Source organism: Mastigocladopsis repens PCC 10914, from assembly GCF_000315565.1.
Classification (GTDB): Bacteria; Cyanobacteriota; Cyanobacteriia; order Cyanobacteriales; family Nostocaceae; genus Mastigocladopsis; species Mastigocladopsis repens.
On sequence record NZ_JH992901.1, the window covers coordinates 2,365,060 to 2,381,542 of the forward strand.

The 16,483-nt window shown below is 44.6% G+C and carries 17 protein-coding genes; 9 read left to right on the top strand and 8 right to left on the bottom strand.

Annotation, left to right across the window (positions count from 1 at the left end):
* Positions 1-17: 17 nt before the first annotated feature.
* Positions 18-392, top strand: a complete 375-nt coding sequence (gene queF, locus MAS10914_RS0112670) for a preQ(1) synthase (protein WP_017316313.1) — start codon at positions 18-20, stop codon at positions 390-392.
* A gap of 49 nt (positions 393-441) precedes the next feature.
* Here the strand turns inward: queF and MAS10914_RS0112675 are convergent, their stop codons facing one another.
* From MAS10914_RS0112675 to MAS10914_RS0112690, 4 genes are all read right to left on the bottom strand, one after another.
* A complete protein-coding gene (locus MAS10914_RS0112675; RefSeq protein WP_232224155.1) occupies positions 442-1,884 on the bottom strand; it encodes a glycosyltransferase in 1,443 nt (480 codons plus the stop codon).
* 2 nt (positions 1,885-1,886) lie between these two features.
* On the bottom strand, positions 1,887-3,296 hold the full coding sequence (locus MAS10914_RS0112680; RefSeq protein ID WP_017316315.1) for a cytochrome c biogenesis protein: 1,410 nt from the start codon (positions 3,294-3,296) through the stop codon (positions 1,887-1,889).
* A 4-nt stretch (positions 3,297-3,300) separates the two neighbouring features.
* The gene (locus tag MAS10914_RS0112685) at positions 3,301-4,041 is read right to left on the bottom strand and encodes a cytochrome c biogenesis protein CcdA (RefSeq protein ID WP_017316316.1); all 741 of its coding nucleotides are present in this window, start codon (positions 4,039-4,041) and stop codon (positions 3,301-3,303) included.
* Between the two features lie 290 nt (positions 4,042-4,331).
* Positions 4,332-4,979, bottom strand: coding sequence for a Uma2 family endonuclease (locus tag MAS10914_RS0112690; RefSeq protein ID WP_017316317.1), 648 nt, complete (start codon positions 4,977-4,979; stop codon positions 4,332-4,334).
* A gap of 90 nt (positions 4,980-5,069) precedes the next feature.
* On the opposite strand from MAS10914_RS0112690, the gene MAS10914_RS36165 reads away from it, so the two are divergent.
* Entirely contained in the window at positions 5,070-5,204 is a 135-nt protein-coding gene (locus MAS10914_RS36165) for a hypothetical protein (RefSeq protein WP_269635052.1), read from the top strand.
* Between the two features lie 57 nt (positions 5,205-5,261).
* On the opposite strand, the gene MAS10914_RS0112695 is transcribed toward MAS10914_RS36165, so the two are convergent.
* Complete coding sequence (locus tag MAS10914_RS0112695; RefSeq protein WP_017316318.1) at positions 5,262-6,278, bottom strand: sulfate/molybdate ABC transporter ATP-binding protein; 1,017 nt, start codon at positions 6,276-6,278, stop codon at positions 5,262-5,264.
* Positions 6,279-6,529: 251 nt separating this feature from the next.
* Between MAS10914_RS0112695 and MAS10914_RS0112700 the strand changes: the two genes are divergently transcribed.
* From MAS10914_RS0112700 to MAS10914_RS0112710, 3 genes are all read left to right on the top strand, one after another.
* Entirely contained in the window at positions 6,530-7,144 is a 615-nt protein-coding gene (locus MAS10914_RS0112700) for a GAF domain-containing protein (protein ID WP_232224156.1), read from the top strand.
* Between the two features lie 151 nt (positions 7,145-7,295).
* Entirely contained in the window at positions 7,296-8,552 is a 1,257-nt protein-coding gene (gene chlP, locus MAS10914_RS0112705) for a geranylgeranyl reductase (protein WP_017316320.1), read from the top strand.
* Positions 8,553-8,912: 360 nt separating this feature from the next.
* Positions 8,913-9,665 carry a choice-of-anchor K domain-containing protein gene (locus tag MAS10914_RS0112710; RefSeq protein WP_017316321.1) on the top strand — a complete coding sequence of 251 codons (753 nt, stop codon included), beginning with the start codon at positions 8,913-8,915 and terminating at the stop codon, positions 9,663-9,665.
* Between the two features lie 158 nt (positions 9,666-9,823).
* Here the strand turns inward: MAS10914_RS0112710 and MAS10914_RS0112715 are convergent, their stop codons facing one another.
* On the bottom strand, positions 9,824-11,314 hold the full coding sequence (locus tag MAS10914_RS0112715; protein WP_017316322.1) for a catalase: 1,491 nt from the start codon (positions 11,312-11,314) through the stop codon (positions 9,824-9,826).
* Between the two features lie 310 nt (positions 11,315-11,624).
* On the opposite strand from MAS10914_RS0112715, the gene MAS10914_RS0112720 reads away from it, so the two are divergent.
* Positions 11,625-11,837: a transposase domain-containing protein gene (locus tag MAS10914_RS0112720; protein ID WP_017316323.1), complete on the top strand. Its 213-nt coding sequence runs from the start codon at positions 11,625-11,627 to the stop codon at positions 11,835-11,837.
* A gap of 309 nt (positions 11,838-12,146) precedes the next feature.
* On the opposite strand, the gene MAS10914_RS0112725 is transcribed toward MAS10914_RS0112720, so the two are convergent.
* A complete protein-coding gene (locus tag MAS10914_RS0112725; RefSeq protein ID WP_017316324.1) occupies positions 12,147-12,893 on the bottom strand; it encodes a response regulator transcription factor in 747 nt (248 codons plus the stop codon).
* A 158-nt stretch (positions 12,894-13,051) separates the two neighbouring features.
* Here MAS10914_RS0112725 and MAS10914_RS0112730 point away from each other — a divergent pair, with 158 nt between their 5' ends.
* Together MAS10914_RS0112730 and MAS10914_RS0112735 are read left to right on the top strand one after the other, a co-directional pair.
* Positions 13,052-14,125, top strand: coding sequence for a YheT family hydrolase (locus MAS10914_RS0112730; protein ID WP_017316325.1), 1,074 nt, complete (start codon positions 13,052-13,054; stop codon positions 14,123-14,125).
* Between the two features lie 77 nt (positions 14,126-14,202).
* On the top strand, positions 14,203-14,466 hold the full coding sequence (locus tag MAS10914_RS0112735; RefSeq protein ID WP_017316326.1) for a hypothetical protein: 264 nt from the start codon (positions 14,203-14,205) through the stop codon (positions 14,464-14,466).
* A gap of 466 nt (positions 14,467-14,932) precedes the next feature.
* Here the strand turns inward: MAS10914_RS0112735 and MAS10914_RS0112740 are convergent, their stop codons facing one another.
* Positions 14,933-15,733: an endonuclease/exonuclease/phosphatase family protein gene (locus MAS10914_RS0112740; RefSeq protein ID WP_017316327.1), complete on the bottom strand. Its 801-nt coding sequence runs from the start codon at positions 15,731-15,733 to the stop codon at positions 14,933-14,935.
* 427 nt (positions 15,734-16,160) lie between these two features.
* Between MAS10914_RS0112740 and MAS10914_RS0112745 the strand changes: the two genes are divergently transcribed.
* On the top strand, positions 16,161-16,436 hold the full coding sequence (locus MAS10914_RS0112745) for a hypothetical protein (protein ID WP_017316328.1): 276 nt from the start codon (positions 16,161-16,163) through the stop codon (positions 16,434-16,436).
* Positions 16,437-16,483 lie beyond the last annotated feature (47 nt).

Sequence of the window (16,483 nt, forward strand, 5' to 3'; positions counted from 1 at the left end):
CGTAAAGACTAAAGACTATGGAAATGAAATATGGAGAACGCAACATTGCGGAAGGACAACTCATCACATTTCCCAACCCACGTATAGGAAGGCGATACGACATTAACATTACCTTGCCTGAGTTTACGTGTAAATGCCCGTTTTCGGGCTATCCTGACTTTGCCACGATTCACATTACCTACATCCCTGATGAACGGGTGGTGGAATTGAAGGCGCTAAAGCTCTATATTAATAGCTATCGCGATCGCTATATTTCCCACGAAGAAACTGCAAATCAAATTTTAGACGATTTTGTTGCCGCCTGTGACCCAATAGATGTCACCGTCAAAGCAGACTTCACACCTCGCGGTAATGTACATACAGTGATTGAAGTGCGACATCAAAAGTCATAAAAATAGATAGTTAACGACCCAAGTCAGGGGAATGTCTCCTTTACTTGGGTTAACCAAACTCATTCAAATGTTTTTCAATCGCATCACAAGCCACACCCACGCCATTTTCTGCCTGCACAATGCGTCCAATTTCCGCTGAAGAAGCTGCATAGCTGGGATTATCCAACAACTGATGCAACTCTTTTACAACCCGTGACGCTGAATATTGTTTGCGCTTAATCGTGCGCGAAGTTCCCAAGCGTTGGACTCGTGCTGCATTATCCGGTTGATCGTGGCTGTAGGGCATGACTAAGCTAGGATGACCAGCCCGTAATGCTTGGGCTGTTGTCCCAATTCCTCCTTGATGGACAATTGCACAAGCGTGAGGGAAAATTTGCGAGTATGGTACATAGCTAACTGCAAGAATATCTTTTGAAAGATTTTCTGGAGGCGGATTTTTACCCATTAACAGCACAGCACGGCGATTAAGGTGCTTTGCGGCTTTGATGCTTTCCCGATAAAAATTGCCAGGAGACATAACTGCGGCAGAACCAAGGGTAAAAACTATTGGCGGTTCCCCTGCATTTAAAAATTTCTTGAGTTGTGGCATGAGTTCGGTTTTGTCCGAACTACCATCATAAAAGGTGAAACCTGCCATGACTGTGTTTGCAACCCAATCAGGTTGGGGTTTTCCCAGAACAGGGGAAAACAGAGCAAGGACAAGGTAAGGTGAAAATTTGTCGTCAATAAAAGGATTGCCAGTTAAGGTCGGTAATCCAAGTTCACGGCGAAATTCATGGACGGGTTCTGCCCAAGATTTAGTAACAAGCTTGGCAAAGTTGATAACTCCCCGGTTAGCAAATAAGCCAAACCGACGTAGCTTGGCTAGAAATGGAAATACAGGCAACACGGATGGGTCATAGGCAGAGAAAAACGAGATTGGAGCCATAGCACTTGATGCCCACCGAATTCCTAATTTTTCCGCCACCATTCGAGCTACAGTCACTCCTTCACCTGCAAGCATAAAATCTGCATTTTTCGCAGCGTTCATTAAGTCTGCATACATCTGGCGTAAACTGGGACAGACCCACTTGCGGACAATATACTCCGAGCCTGTTTGCAAATCCATCATTTGCGCCATCTCTTGCGGGTCGTTAAGAGCGGTATTATCGGGGCGCATCCGATGAAACTCAAATCCCAAAGCTTCAATTTTGGATTGATATTCTTTGTGGGTTGCAAATACAATATCGTGACCGCGTTTTCTTAATTCCAGGGCGATCGCAATTTTGGGATGTAAGTCACCAAAGGAACCGATGGTGGTTAAAATAATTAAACTCATTAAATTTGGCGTTGCTGAGTGACAGTATGAATTGAGTTTAAAACCAGAGACGTAAAGGCGAGGCAGCGTGGTCTTGGGGGTTTCCCCCATGAGCGACTGCCGTCGTAGAGAACTAGTGTTTGAGCAATTTTGTTTTGTTATTTCATCCTCAAATTCAGCAACGCCTGATCGCACTTTTAAATTTCTGGATGAGAGATCTGAGGATTTAGAGCAACCGCTTTCTCCTCACCCTCTGGGGGTAAACTTAACCTATCCAAAATCTGCAACATCTCCTGTTCAAAAGCCACTTGTGCGCGATTAGTTTTACCACCCACATACAAGCGCCCATCTTTGCACAACGCCCAAATTTGGGAGTGAGAGAAGTAACTCATCGTAACACCAAGCATCAGCAAGGCAAACCCTGTATAGACAATTGGTATTCCTGGGTCGGCTTTAATCTGTAACCCAGTACTGCCAACGACATCTAGAATTTTCAATGTTACGCCATTGACTTGGGTGGACATTCCAGTGCGAACGGTATTAACCAACTTGCCAGTGGCATCGTAAATTAACACCATTCCTTGCAAGTCTTTCGCCAGTAAAGAGACACCCTCACTCAAATCCGGTTTAGTAGGAATCCAAGTTCCCCAAATGCGTCCATTTCCGTTGGTGTTGAGTTGCGCCATCGGTATCTGAAAAATGGGGCTTTTGTTGACTCGCACTCGCACAGCAGAGATTCCCCAATCAGTTTGGTAGAAAGTCACGCCATGATAACGCAGAGGACTGTTGACGAAAATCGTCTTGCGGTCAACTTCCTGTCCCTGATTGTCTAAAACAGACATATCTGAGTAAAATTGGTCAATTCCACCCGAAGGGGTGTAGTCAATCCAAAAGCGATTGACTCGCACAGACCAATCTTTGGGTTGCCCTGTTGCCCAAGGTCCCGCATCTATGATATTTTTCACTTGAAAGATGTTACCACTGGCAACCATTTCCTGGGCAACAAAACCAGTCATAGCCCCCCAAATAGACCCCAAAAGAATTGTCACAATACCCACATGAACTATGATGGGTCCAATGCGTCCGATAATACCTTTGCGGGCGTAAAGAATATCCTCTTTCTCTTGAAAAATTTTGTAGCGGCGATTTTGCAAAAGCTGAGTCAGGGAATTCACGGAACCATGATCAAGTTCTGCACTCAAAGCTAACTTTTGAAATTGGCGGGGTTCGTCGTAAAATTTCCACCGACGCGCAGCTTTTAAAGCAGGTAGCTGACGAGTAAAGGTACAAGCAGTTAAGCTTGTTCCAAAAAAAATGAGTAAAGCTAAAAACCACCAAGTTCGGTAAACATGATCCAATCCCACTGTTAAGATGACTTTCCAGGAAAGAAAACCAAATAAAGCCGGGTGTTCTGGATAGTTAGCTTGGTAAAATGCTAGCGATTGACCTTGCTCAATGATCGTGCCAGTGACGCTCAAGAGTGCAATAACCAATAGCATCACAATTGCTAAACGTAAATCTGTCAGCACAGGCAATAACTCTTGTCGCAAGAACTGCCCAAAAGCTGACCATATAGATTTTTTGGAAACTGAATTTTCTATAGTCATTTACCTAAAAACTTCCCATAGGAATCCTAGACATTAAAGAAAGCACACCAAATCCTACCAACAAAGCGCCACTCACTGGATTAATCCAACCAGACCAGCGGCGCAACTCTAGCAATTTCTTAATTGAAGCCGTAAACGTACCTGCTAAAATTAATGGGGCGACATAACCTGCTGTATAGGAAAGCAGCAAAACAACGCCTAGAATTAAGTCTTGCGTATTGGCAACCCAACCAAGCAAACTCGCTAAAACAGGGGTACTGCAAGGAGAGGCAACTAAACCGAAACTTAAACCCATGAAATATGCTCGCACTCCTTGGGGTAACTCTTGAGAAATCCACTCTGTTCCACCAAGAGATGGCAATTGCAAGGGTAAGGCTTCCAGTAAATTCAGCCCCATGAGAATGGCAATGATACTGACAATAATTGGTAAACCAATTCCCACCTGACCGTAGACTTTGCCAACAAAAGCTGCTATGATTCCCATACCTGCTAGTGTAGTAGCCAATCCCAAAGCAAACCACGTTGACTGAGCCACAGCTTGCAGACGGCTTTTTGCCTCATAACCACCGATGTAGCCAATGGTAATCGGCAGCATAGAAAGCATACAGGGTGTGAGGCTCGTGAGCAACCCAGCGATAAAAATCACGCCAATACTCAGCAAACTCAGGTGCGTGAGTTGGTTGGCGACAAGGGCGTTAGCAAATTGTTCTAGTTCGTAAAGTCGGGTTTGGAGGGTTTCAAGCATGGGACATCCAAAAGCAAAAAATGCTTATTATGCTTGAATTTTAACTTACAGCAGATGATGGTTGTGTGAAACGCAGATGAAGAGGTGCATCACGGTCAAGTTGTAGCGGTGGTGGATAAAGTACGGCGAGTTAAGGGAGCAAAATGAGCGCTAGGTACCCAAAAACCATAGTAACTGGCAATCTAGTCACACTCAGGTGCGTTAGATGCTGATTATTTGTCGTTTTTTACCAATGACACAGCTTTGTATACTGTAACACATCCCTTTAAAAAGGTGCGTTACTCTTAAAGCTATTTTTCTGACTGAATTTGCGATAATAACCAAGCAATAACTTGACTTTGGTCTGTTTGACGAGTCCGCCGAAAAGCTTCGTTTAATAAAGAAATAGTTAATCCAGGTAAAACTTGAGATTGAGTTATCCGTCTACTCCCACCATTTTCTATAGCAAAAGCGATAACTTGGACATTTTGGACATCTACAATCCAATATTCAGCAACTCCTAAATCTTCATAGAGTAGTCGTTTCTCACCTTTATCATCAGCAAGTGAGGAGTTAGCAACTTCTATGACTAAGTTTGGGGGTGGATAGATATCTAGTTGAATGATAGAAGTTCCCCAAGGAATCGCATTGGCGTTTTCACCAATGTAATAAGACACATCTGGTTGAGCATCGTTAAAGCCTGTTTTACGGTAAGTACAGTTATCCTTCCCATTCATAGGGATACCTTTGATAGCTGCAAACAGGCTAGCTCCGGTGATAATAATTGTGTGGTCACTAGCATGGTCATTTCCAACGGGTGGTATTTCAATCCTCATTTGTCCATTGTGGTAGTAGCCCTTAGCTTTTTCATAGACGGGATTTTCAAAGATTTGGATATATTCATCCCAAGTAGCTGCTACCCAAGTATCAGTTGGTATTTTTGTTTGTAATTCATGCATCTGCTAACTGCCTCAAAATCTCTATTTTGCTGCTCATATACTTTTAATAATGTCAAATATAAAACGCTAGGATATAAATCTTTATTCTAAATGCCTACCTCGACCCTCAAATCTATGCAAGATAGAAAAAAGGCTCTACAACTTCGCCTGTGGACAAATGAGGAATACCCTGACGGGGCGACAAGCGCCCTACTAAAAGTCTTGTGGCGTCAAGATTTGACCTAATGATGGTAGAAAAAGATAGGTCATGCATTCTCAACTTTTGGCAACACCTAGGAACCGCTAAATCGAATAATACAGTGGGAAAGACTTCGCATCCTTGGGCTTAACATAAACCTTTTGTTGCGGTTCCAACTTTAACTCGTCAAAGCGTTCCCGCGTCAAATGTGCTGTCACTACTTGTCCATCATCTAAAGTTAACTCCGCCTGAACTTCCCAGCCCAAATGTATTAACCGACTGACCCTAGCTGGTACCGTAGTACCGTTGGCGGTTGTTTCCACAATCACATCTTGCGGACGCAAAAATATCTCTGGATGTGCAGAATCGAACCCGTTACTCTGGAAAATCTGCGCTGTGCTGGGGAGCACGTTGACAGGTCCAATAAAACTCATCACAAATGCTGTTGCTGGATGATCGTAAATTTCCGCAGGCGTGCCTATCTGTTCCACTCGTCCTTTATTCATCACCACAACTTGATCTGAGACTTCCATCGCTTCTTCTTGGTCGTGGGTGACGAAAACTGTGGTAACATGAACTTCATCATGGAGGCGTCGTAACCATGCCCGTAAGTCTTTACGGACTTTTGCATCCAGTGCGCCAAAGGGTTCATCTAAGAGTAATACTTCGGGTTCTACTGCCAATGACCTTGCTAAGGCTACCCGTTGGCGTTGACCGCCGGAAAGCTGCGACGGGTAGCGATTACCTAGTCCACGCAGTTGCACTAAATCCAGCAACTCTTCAACTCGCTGTTTGATTTTTGTTTTTGGTGTTTTGCGAATCTCTAAGCCAAAGGCTATGTTTTGCCTAACACTCAAGTGTTTAAATAGAGCATAGTGCTGGAACACAAAGCCAATGTTCCGCTCTTGCACACTTTGATATGTGGCATCTTTGCCAGTCAGCAAAATTCTCCCAGTATCCGGTACTTCCAAACCTGCAATCAGCCGCAGCAGTGTAGATTTTCCTGAACCTGACGGTCCTAGCAGTGCCACCAGTGAGCCACTTTCAACTTCTAGACTGACCTCATCAACCGCTTTAAAACTGCCAAATTGTTTGGATACGTTCTCAACTACTATGCCCACTACTACTGCACCTCTGCAACTAATCTAGGATTTACGGTTAAGATTAGCGTACACTACATATACCATAGGTAATTGCTTTTGAATTAACGCAATTCTATCAATTTTGTTTAATTGTAAATAAAAGTACCCTCAGTCCTAACCCCTGTTTTAATCCCCACTGCGTTCGGATTAAAACAGGGGTAAAGCAGGCTATGTGGGAACTTATGGAAGCGTAGCAACGTCAGCATTTTACACTTATAGGTAGGAGCGCAATGATGCTGTTTTGGGGAGATAACTCTGGTTTACCAAGATCCTATAGGGGCTGGGATGTGATTGTAGATTGGGAGCAGAATCGGTCGAAAACAAAGGTAGCCGCCTCGTTGAAAAAGCTGCTTACGTGGCTGCAAGAGTATATGTCTGTAGATACCGTTACGTTGCTGCTGCCGATTGCTGAACGGGAGAATTTGGCTGTGTACGCCACCCTCGGACTTGAGGAGGAAATTGTACAACAGATCCGTATCCCCATTGGACAGGGTGTTGCTGGTCGCATTGCCGCAACTAGAAAGCCAATGATAGTCAATAACCTGGCGCAGGTAGAGGTTTTTAGCCCTATCCTACGCCACAAGGGTCTGCAATCGCTCGTCGGCATCCCCCTGATCTTGAATCAGGAAGTGGTCGGAGTTCTGCACGTCGGCACATTCCAATCCCACCAATTCACGGATACCGATGTGCAGCAACTGCAACTAGTTGCCCACCGCCTTAAGGCAGAGATGGGGGATGTAGGACTTTTCAAATTCGAGAAAGTTCGCCAAAATCAGAAATGTTGGTTTGATCTCCTTGACTTCAACAAACGCACCTTTTGTGTCAATACCCTCAAATTTGCATAAGTTCCAAACAAAGGGGTCATCAATTTTACCCATTAGCCATGACCAATGACCAATTTTCACCCTAAATGTTCGTAGCGAAATATTAAAGAATGTTGCATTTGTTTCAAATCTAGAAAGCAGAGCGCAAAATTACCCAAAAGACCGTGATACGATGCTTTCGGTAAATGTCAAGATTGGGAGAAGACCTTTGACACTACGGGTTGCTGTTGTTGGGTCAGGTCCAGCCGGTTCTTCTGCTGCAGAAACGCTCTGCAAAGCTGGAATTGAAACCTACCTATTTGAGCGCAAACTAGATAATGCCAAGCCCTGTGGCGGTGCAATTCCCCTGTGTATGGTGAGTGAATTTGACTTACCGCAGGATATCATTGATCGCCAGGTGCGGAAAATGAAAATGATTTCGCCCTCAAATCGTGAGGTTGATATTAATCTAGAAAAACAAGAAGAATATATAGGAATGTGTCGCCGTGAGGTACTCGATGGGTATCTACGAAATCGTGCCGCAAAATTGGGCGCAACTTTAATTAATGCCACAGTTCATAAACTCGATATTCCTACCAACAATACAGACCCCTATACCATTCATTATGTAGACCATACAGAAGGCGGTGCCCAAGGTATTGCCAAAACTTTGAAGGTCGATTTGATTATCGGGGCAGATGGGGCGAATTCCCGCATTGCGAAGGAAATGGATGCAGGGGATTACAACTATGCGATCGCATTCCAAGAGCGCATTCGTCTACCTAAAGACAAAATGCTCTACTACGAAGACCTCGCCGAAATGTACGTCGGTGACGATGTGTCTCCAGATTTCTACGCTTGGGTTTTCCCCAAATACGACCACGTCGCTGTCGGTACTGGCACGATGCACGTTAACAAAGCTAGCATCAAACAATTGCAAGCTGGTATCCGTGCCCGTGCAGCCCGTAAGCTGATTGGCGGTCAAATTATCAAAGTAGAAGCACACCCGATTCCTGAACATCCCCGTCCTCGTCGCGTGGTCGGGAGAATAGCTTTGGTGGGTGATGCTGCTGGCTATGTCACCAAGTCCTCTGGTGAAGGAATTTACTTTGCGGCTAAGTCTGGACGGATGTGTGCTGAAACTATTGTAGAAATGTCCAACGGCGGGAGCCGCATTCCTACAGAAGCTGACCTCAAGGTGTATATCAAGCGCTGGGATAGGAGATACGGACTCACCTACAAGGTGTTAGACCTCCTGCAAACGGTGTTTTATCGTTCTGACTCTACCCGCGAAGCTTTTGTGGAAATGTGCAGCGATCGCGATGTCCAGCGGCTGACTTTTGATAGCTATCTTTACAAGACAGTTGTGCCGGCTAATCCCTTGACTCAGCTAAAAATTACTGCCAAAACTATTGGTAGTTTACTTCGCGGTAACGCTCTTGCTCCTTAAAAGGGACACGGAGAAGTTCTCAAAAAAACTTTACTCTACCGTGTCACTTTAACAGTGAAACACTTTCTGTTTCACTTACCCTACCCATAATCTTACGATTATGGGTAGGGTAAGCGAAACCAGTTTAAAACGCGCAGCATCCTTATTCTGGTTTCTCCTGGTTCTGCATATATTCAAAGCAATATAATATGGGCGTTAGAAGCCATTTAAAAATAGAGTGGCTTTGATAAGAATTTACAAATAATCTGTAAAGATTTAGTAAAAAATTGACTACTTGACTGGCAACTTTTCCGTAGATTTACTATGGTAGACAGGTTATCTACTGGAGACAAGCTCCTGGATAGGAGTGAAAGCCTAACTATGAAATTAAGTTCAGTTTTCACTACTGCTTTGTCAACTTTGGCTGTAACTATGGTTACAGCAATTGGTTTCTCTAGCCAAGCTCAGGGTCTAACTTTTTTAGGCAACTCGGATGGTATCTGGGGACAACCTAATCCAGGGAGCAATACCAACCCCATCTTTTCAGGTGTGGGAACTAACACATTTACGTGGGGACGCTCGCGTCCAGATGATCGTGAGAACAACTATGGGACACCTGCAAATCAACTAACCTTTACCGGAAACTCCTTTTCCACAAAGGACATTGGTTCGCTATTTAAGGTAGGCGATTTAGAGTACTACAATGGCATGGTTGAGGAAAGTACGAACGTTGTTTCCGTACCTTTCACTCTCAGCCTATCATTTACCAATCCTAGTAATGTCAACGAAGTCTTCAACTTCGACTTTCAGCTTGACAATACAACCAACTCCGGAGACAGTCCCCAACAAGATGCAGATACTGTGTATATCAAGGAAAACTTTGACAGTCGCAGTTTCACATTTGATGGTAATGAGTACCTACTGAAGTTAATTGGCTTTAGTCAAGATGACGGTGAGACAAGTGTTAGCAATTTTCGTGTTCTTGAGGATCACACAACCACGGCAGGTATTTATGCCACAGTCACTCAGGTGACTCCAGCGGAAAAAATTCCAGAGCCAGCGAGTACTGTTGGACTATCACTACTAGGCATCTACCTTATAACCCGCAAGAAGTCGGGAAGTGCAAAAAACTAATAGACCGCTAACAGTTTATACCAATTCATCTTATCCGTATAGCCAGGGGTTTAGACCCCTGGCTTGTTAGTTTTGCGAATGAAATAACTTCGGATGGGCATCCTGCCATCGGTGTCAAGTTAACACCAATGAAAAAAAAGTCTTTCTTATCTTAGACTCTAGACACCTACAGCTTGAGCAGTAACGCGAAGCATTGAGGGATCAATTGAAATCCCTAACCCCTCTGCTACACGACGACCATAGGAAATGTCTGCCTGGAAGAAGTGACAAAGTTGACGCATCTGGATGTCCTTTCTCGCTTGACGGAGACTAGCTACGATATTTTCAACAAGACGCTGCTGCTGGTCAGGAGTCAGTAATCGATAGAGATCACCAGCTTGGGTATAATCGTCGTTGCCTTGACGATGATCGTAGCGATCAACTGCGACATCACCCAAATGGATGGGTGGCTCTGCATAGGCTGGATTTTGTTTGGGCGTACCTTCAGCACTATGCGGTTCATAGTTAGGAGCGCTACCACCGTTGTTTCCTAGCGCCATGAAGCCATCTCGCTGGTGATGCATCACTGGACATTTGGGCTGATTGACGGGTAGTTGCTGATAGTTACCACCCAGGCGATACCGTTGAGCATCTGGGTAAGACATGATGCGAGCTTGAAGAACTTTATCTGGGGAGAAGTTAACACCAGGAACCACTGCACTCGGGCTAAAAGCAGCTTGCTCAACTTCGGCGAAATAATTCTCAGGGTTACGATTTAGTTCTAGTATCCCGACTTCAATTAAAGGATAGTCTGCGTGCTTCCAAACTTTCGTCAAGTCAAAGGGATTGTCTGGATGCTTTGAGGCTTGCTCCTCTGTCATTACCTGAATACACATGCGCCACTTAGGATAGTCTCCTTGTGCGATCGCTTCAAACAGATCACGAGTCGCATGGTCGGGATCTTCTCCCTTAAGCTTGGTCGATTCCTCAGAAGTCAAGGTTTGATGCCCTTGTAGAGTTTTGAAGTGAAATTTGCACCAGACTCGCTCGCCCTTAGCATTAATCAAACTGAAGGTGTGGCTACCAAAGCCGTCCATGTGTCGGTAGGTTTTCGGGATTCCTCGATCTGAAAAGAGGATCGTCACCTGATGGAGCGATTCAGGACTGAGTGACCAGAAATCCCATATTGCGTTGTGGTCTTTGTAATTGGTTTGGGGATTGCGCTTCTGGGTATGGATGAAATCAGGAAACTTGAGGGGATCGCGGATGAAGAAAACAGGGGTATTGTTGCCTGTGATATCCCAGTTGCCCTCTTCAGTGTAGAACTTGACGGCAAAACCTCTAGGGTCACGCTCGGCATCTGCTGAACCTTTCTCTCCCCCGACTGTAGAAAAGCGAAGGAGGACTTCCGTTTTCTTGCCAATCTCAGAGAAGAGTTTGGCTTTGCTGTAGCGGTTGATATCGTTAGTCACAGTAAAAGTACCGAAAGCCGCAGCCCCTTTGGCATGGACAACTCGCTCAGGGATACGTTCCCTATTGAAATGAGCTAGCTTTTCCATCAGGTGAAAATCCTGCATTAATACAGGTCCACGCGGTCCAGCGGTGAGTGAGTTCTGGTTATCAGCAACGGGGATACCGTCAGCCGTTGTCAAGTTTTGGGGTTCAGTCATGGCTAAAGAAGTTCTCCATTTAGTTACTTAGATTGCCCTGCATTACATTAGGTCATTAGACAAACGGGTGCTGATTGATAGAGCAAACTAAGTCGTAGTCATATCGAGTACATAAATAAAGCATAGTCGGTATGACTATAATTTTCAACAAACTTGTTTTGTATTTTTGGTAACAGGGATCAAGGTGAGATAAACCGTGAGGGGTAAATAAGTGTGAAGAAACTGTTGACACAATACGATTCCGTTAAAACTCAATTGATTATTCCCAAAAATGGAAAGAAAGTATGGTGTCTGTTAAAAAATCTCAAGAGTGTCTCTAAATATACAAAGTCCGGAGAGATTCAACGCAATAGAGACAGCTATACCAGTAGCGTCAATCGAACAGGCAATAGCGAAAACCGAAGTCGAAGAGGAACGCAATCGCTCATTACCAGCACAAATAGTAGTTGGTTTGATAATAGCAATGAGCCTGTCGCCCTTGAAATTAGATGCGAGATGTACTAAAGCAATACGGTTCAGTTAGCGATAAAAACAGGAACTAACGTAGGTTGGATTGAGGTACAAAACCCAACCTACAATTCTTCTTAGCTGAACCGTATTGGCGTAGAGTGTCAATTTTTTGTATTTACCAAGATGACAAGTGAATTGAAGCGCAATCATCTATCGCGGGGACGCAAGACTCGAACTACTAAAATTGCGCCCCCTTTTGACACACTTGTAAACCGATATGTCAAGACACATTGCAACACGTCGATTTATCGGTAACGTAGAAGGCTGCATAGGAAGCGTAGCGACTTTCCCCAGAGTCAGCACCCGTTGGTTGATAGGGGAGTTATTCAACTCCCGATATTGTCGAAGCACCTTCAGCCTGTTGAGGCAGACTGGGCAACTCCAAGCAGTAACCCGCACCATATACCGTTTTGATATAGCGGGGATGGCGCGGGTCAGGTTCTAGTTTGGTTCTCAAGTGACGAATGTGTACGCGAATGGTTTCTATATCATCATCTGGATCGTAGCCCCAGACTTCCCTAAGAATTTCACTCGGGGAAACAGTCTGACCATGGCGTTGGAGTAAGCAGTGCAGTAGCTCAAACTCCAAGTGAGTCAGTTTCACTGTTTGACTGAACCATATCGCCTCAAAGCGTTCTGGAACCAGGGTAAGCGGTCCGTAATTGAGAATTTCACTGTGCTTTGCAGCTTGAGGAATGCGGTCGGTACGTCGCAACAGCGCCCGCACCCGTGCCAACATTTCTTCAACTTCAAAGGGTTTGGTGAGGTAATCATCTGCGCCAGCGTTAAAGCCTTCCACTTTGTCCTGAGTTTGGCTTAAAGCCGTTAACATCAACACGGGAATCTCCGCAGTGCGCTCATCCCGACGCAGGCGTTGACAAACGGTAAATCCATCTACCCTTGGCAGCATCAGGTCTAGCATAATCAAATCTGGCTGTAGCTGGAGAGCTAGCGCCTGACCTTTGATGCCGTCTTCAGCTTGGCTGACATCGTAACCAGCCATTTCTAGGTTAACGGCAACGAGTTCTGAAATTGCAGGGTCATCGTCTATGACAAGAATCCTCGGCATTAGTAAAAGTTTATTACTACTTATTAAGGATAAATAAGAACCTTTGGTAGATACAAAGATTACTGTATTGATTATAAAAAATTTTTTAAATATAACATAAAGATTAAGATTAAAGGATTATGAAACCAAACCTAAACTATACTAGATTTTGGCTTTAAATGTGTGACTCCTCTTACAGTCCACCGTGGTTTTTACAAAACGGTCTTGTCCTGACTGTCTACACCGCTCGGTGGGGTACTCTTCATTGGGAACGTACAATCAATAACCCAGAGCCGCCTTATGAAGAAAAAATTTTCATAGGTGCCCAAGGTGTACCTATTTTTGGATACGTAGCCATTCCTGAAAACGCTCATGGCACTATTGTGGGCACTTATGGCATTACAGGGGATTTGGATAACCAATGGTATTTAAGGCTGCTAGGGCGTAAAGCATATGCTCAAGGGTATGCTGTCGTACTCTTTGATTGGCGGGGTCACGGGAAGACAGCCCAGTTGTCGCCAACTTTAACAAGTGATGGATTGTACGAGGGAGAGGATTTTGTTCGCATTGCGGCAAGTGCCAAAGCAATGGGATGTCCAGGAAAATTTTGGTTTACAGGCTACTCTTTAGGGGGGCAATTAGCTCTATGGGCAGTGAAAGCTGCTGTAGAACTAACAAAACAGGATGAGAATTTAGGGCTAGAAGACACTGACATTGGCGGTGCCGCAGTTATTTGTCCAAGTCTAGAGTCTCGGCGATCGCTGTCTTATCTAGTCAAACACCCTGTGGGAAAATATCTTGAGAGGGCGATCGCACGGCAGTTGAAAAAACTCGCGTGGCAAATTCATGATGCTCATCCTGGATCTGTTGACCCTGAAGCGATTGAAAGAGCTAATAGTATCTGGGGTTTTGATGAAGAACTGGTGATTGGGCGATTAGGTTTCCCCACAGTGGAAGCTTACTACGACGCAACTAGTGCTTTGCCCCTGCTGCCACATCTAGCAAAACCGACTTTGATTATATACGCTGAAGATGATCCTTTGTTTGATCCAACGCTCATACCTGAGTTACAAGCTGCTTGTGCTAATAACCCAGCCATAGATTTGTTACTGACTCGTTATGGTGGTCATGTCGGCTATATCAGTAGTAAAGCGTGCCAGCGCCAAGCAAAAGACCCTGATCCTTGGTGGGCGTGGAATCGTATTTTAGAGTGGATAGGTCAGCAGGGCAAGAGTATTAACAAACTTCGCTGAATGAATAGACAACAATAGACATTAATGGTGTCCTAACTTTTTTTGAAAAAGCCTGTGCGTGATGGTGCAGAGCGCCTTTGGGTGAAAAAGAGGATTATATTTTTCAGGACTTGTGTGCGACTCGTTATAGTATCAATACGAAAGACCAGATTTGTTGTCAAGCGAAGGAGAAGACGAGGGCGAGGTTGAAGCGGAGTCCGGATGCGAAGGCGGTTGTGATTGCTTTGGAGAATTCGATGCAGTTAAGTGCTGTATGTTCTCATGTTGTTGGTGCAGATGGGTTAGAGTCGTGGGGTGTTGGTGAATTGGATTTGTTGCATCAGCTTTTTGATGGGGGTTGAGGTGGTGTGCGAATCGCACAGCGTGTCCAGAGGACATACCGCACAGCGTTTCTGTGGGAAATATTGCATAGGGAGTTTGGTGGTAATGCTTTATTTAACTGTGAAAAATCACGTTATTCCACAACTTTCTTTGTATAATCTGCTTTCACCCAACCTTTTCGGTTAGTACCTTCTACGCAAATATTTTGCCAGGTTTTATCCTCGTTTTCCTTCAAAATTAGGACTTACGCATTGACAAAGTGGGCGTGATATGCTATATATGGTAAAATTGGGAGTTTTTTTCACAGCATTCTGGGTTGTGAGTGGTATCTAATCTTAGAATGCTGACTCCCACCCAGCTTTTCTATGTCTCTCAAAGCTTTGGTTCACAAACGTTTCAGGCGTTGAGCAACCAATTATTGTCAGTCAACCAGGCAACTGGGTACCGATTGCTTGTCTCACATGAGACTTGATACCTACAAAAAGTTCAGATTTCGAGAATTAGTGGTCGATGATCTGATACCTCGGGCTGCTCTACAACCTGAAAGCTAACCACTTCAACAGATGTATTGACGAGCATGTAGTCGGCAAACCGTCCGGACTTTTTGTAGTGCGAAGTCCGAGTATCGGTAAATCCTCGCGAGGTTACTAGATCAGTCAACCCGAGCTTTTTGAGGACATCAAAAGTTTCACTGTCCGGCTCAACATTGAAGTCGCCACAGACCACGAGAGGGTCATTTTCTTCCATGACGCCTTGCACCAGTGCTGACAGCCTGTGCGCCTGCGCCACCCGCTCTGGCGTATCCATTTTGCCGTTCAGGTCTCTTAAGCCGTGCATATGAACAATGCTGACTGGCCTATCTTTCTCAAAGTCAAAGACACGAATTGCATGGGCACTTCGAGACCGAGGATGCTCACCATAACCATTTGTTTCAAAGGACTTGTGCACGAACCCCTGAACCTGCCCGATGATTGGAACGCTCTTTCGGGTGAATGTGGCAAGTCCCCACTGTGAGGGGATCTGTTGATCCCCATCCCACAAAACGCCCTGCGCTGTGGGGCAAAATGCGGCAACGTGATCTGGCAAAGCCTCGGACACGTCACGAAAGAAGTTCGCCCGTTGAGGCAGAATATGATCGCCATCGCGATAAGTCAGCCAGTCCTTATGACTGGTAGGCGTATGAACAACTTCTTGCAGACACAATACATCAGGCGACGTATCGTGAACATAAGGGATTAGATGTTCCTGTAACTTTCCTCCCCATCCATTCAAACACATTATCTTCATTACTTTTCCAAAACTCCTAAACTAGGGATTTTGACCCAACCCCTCGAAAAAGTATATTCCAGAATTCAGGTTCAATACATTAAGAGTATGTTTTAGGACTTATACATTGACAAAGTGGGCGTAATATACTTTATAAGGAAAACCGCAGGGTAGGGATGCGATCACTAACCGAGAGGGACTGGTTGAAACCTATAATACTTTCGTTGTCTCCACAGAGGAGCAAGTAAAGCAAGGGAGCAAGACTATTAGAAAGATTACCAAAGAATCGAAGGAAGAAACTATATTTTTGCCTTCTGTTGTAGGTCTCAAGCCCATAAATTTATGACCCTGTTGGTTTTATTGAGAAGGAATTAGGAGAAACTTTAACTGATGAACAAAAGTGTATAGCTAATTCGGTTGTTTGTAACAGGAAGTAACATGATTAAAGATGAGAAATTATGGAAGCGAACAGACCATGATTACTAAAGAAGAAATTACCATCAAAGTGCCGTCTGAGGTAGCAGAGGCATTGCGGGATGCCTCTGAAGAAGAGCGTGAACAATTGCAACTCAAGATTGCGGCAATTATGCAGTCTCAATTTACCACTGATAGACAAGAGGCGATCGCCCGTCTGAGAAACACGATGGATAAAGCTAGCCTTGAAGCACAAGAGCGAGGATTAACGCCTGAAATCTTAGAATCGATTTTGAATGATCACGAATAAACAACACTCTATCCCTTTATAAGAGGAGTATTCTGAATACTGAATTC

What these genes read in the sequence shown, in the direction of transcription:
- chlP (WP_017316320.1), top strand. Translation starts at nt 7,296, where the DNA reads ATGCTTTCGGTAAATGTCAAGATTGGGAGAAGACCTTTGACACTACGG.
- MAS10914_RS0112745 (WP_017316328.1), top strand. Translation starts at nt 16,161, where the DNA reads ATGAGAAATTATGGAAGCGAACAGACCATGATTACTAAAGAAGAAATT.
- MAS10914_RS36165 (WP_269635052.1), top strand. Translation starts at nt 5,070, where the DNA reads ATGCCTACCTCGACCCTCAAATCTATGCAAGATAGAAAAAAGGCTCTA.
- queF (WP_017316313.1), top strand. Translation starts at nt 18, where the DNA reads ATGGAAATGAAATATGGAGAACGCAACATTGCGGAAGGACAACTCATC.
- MAS10914_RS0112700 (WP_232224156.1), top strand. Translation starts at nt 6,530, where the DNA reads ATGATGCTGTTTTGGGGAGATAACTCTGGTTTACCAAGATCCTATAGG.
- MAS10914_RS0112685 (WP_017316316.1), bottom strand. Translation starts at nt 4,041, where the DNA reads ATGCTTGAAACCCTCCAAACCCGACTTTACGAACTAGAACAATTTGCT.
- MAS10914_RS0112725 (WP_017316324.1), bottom strand. Translation starts at nt 12,893, where the DNA reads ATGCCGAGGATTCTTGTCATAGACGATGACCCTGCAATTTCAGAACTC.
- MAS10914_RS0112715 (WP_017316322.1), bottom strand. Translation starts at nt 11,314, where the DNA reads ATGACTGAACCCCAAAACTTGACAACGGCTGACGGTATCCCCGTTGCT.
- MAS10914_RS0112690 (WP_017316317.1), bottom strand. Translation starts at nt 4,979, where the DNA reads ATGCATGAATTACAAACAAAAATACCAACTGATACTTGGGTAGCAGCT.
- MAS10914_RS0112740 (WP_017316327.1), bottom strand. Translation starts at nt 15,733, where the DNA reads ATGAAGATAATGTGTTTGAATGGATGGGGAGGAAAGTTACAGGAACAT.
- MAS10914_RS0112710 (WP_017316321.1), top strand. Translation starts at nt 8,913, where the DNA reads ATGAAATTAAGTTCAGTTTTCACTACTGCTTTGTCAACTTTGGCTGTA.
- MAS10914_RS0112680 (WP_017316315.1), bottom strand. Translation starts at nt 3,296, where the DNA reads ATGACTATAGAAAATTCAGTTTCCAAAAAATCTATATGGTCAGCTTTT.
- MAS10914_RS0112730 (WP_017316325.1), top strand. Translation starts at nt 13,052, where the DNA reads ATGTGTGACTCCTCTTACAGTCCACCGTGGTTTTTACAAAACGGTCTT.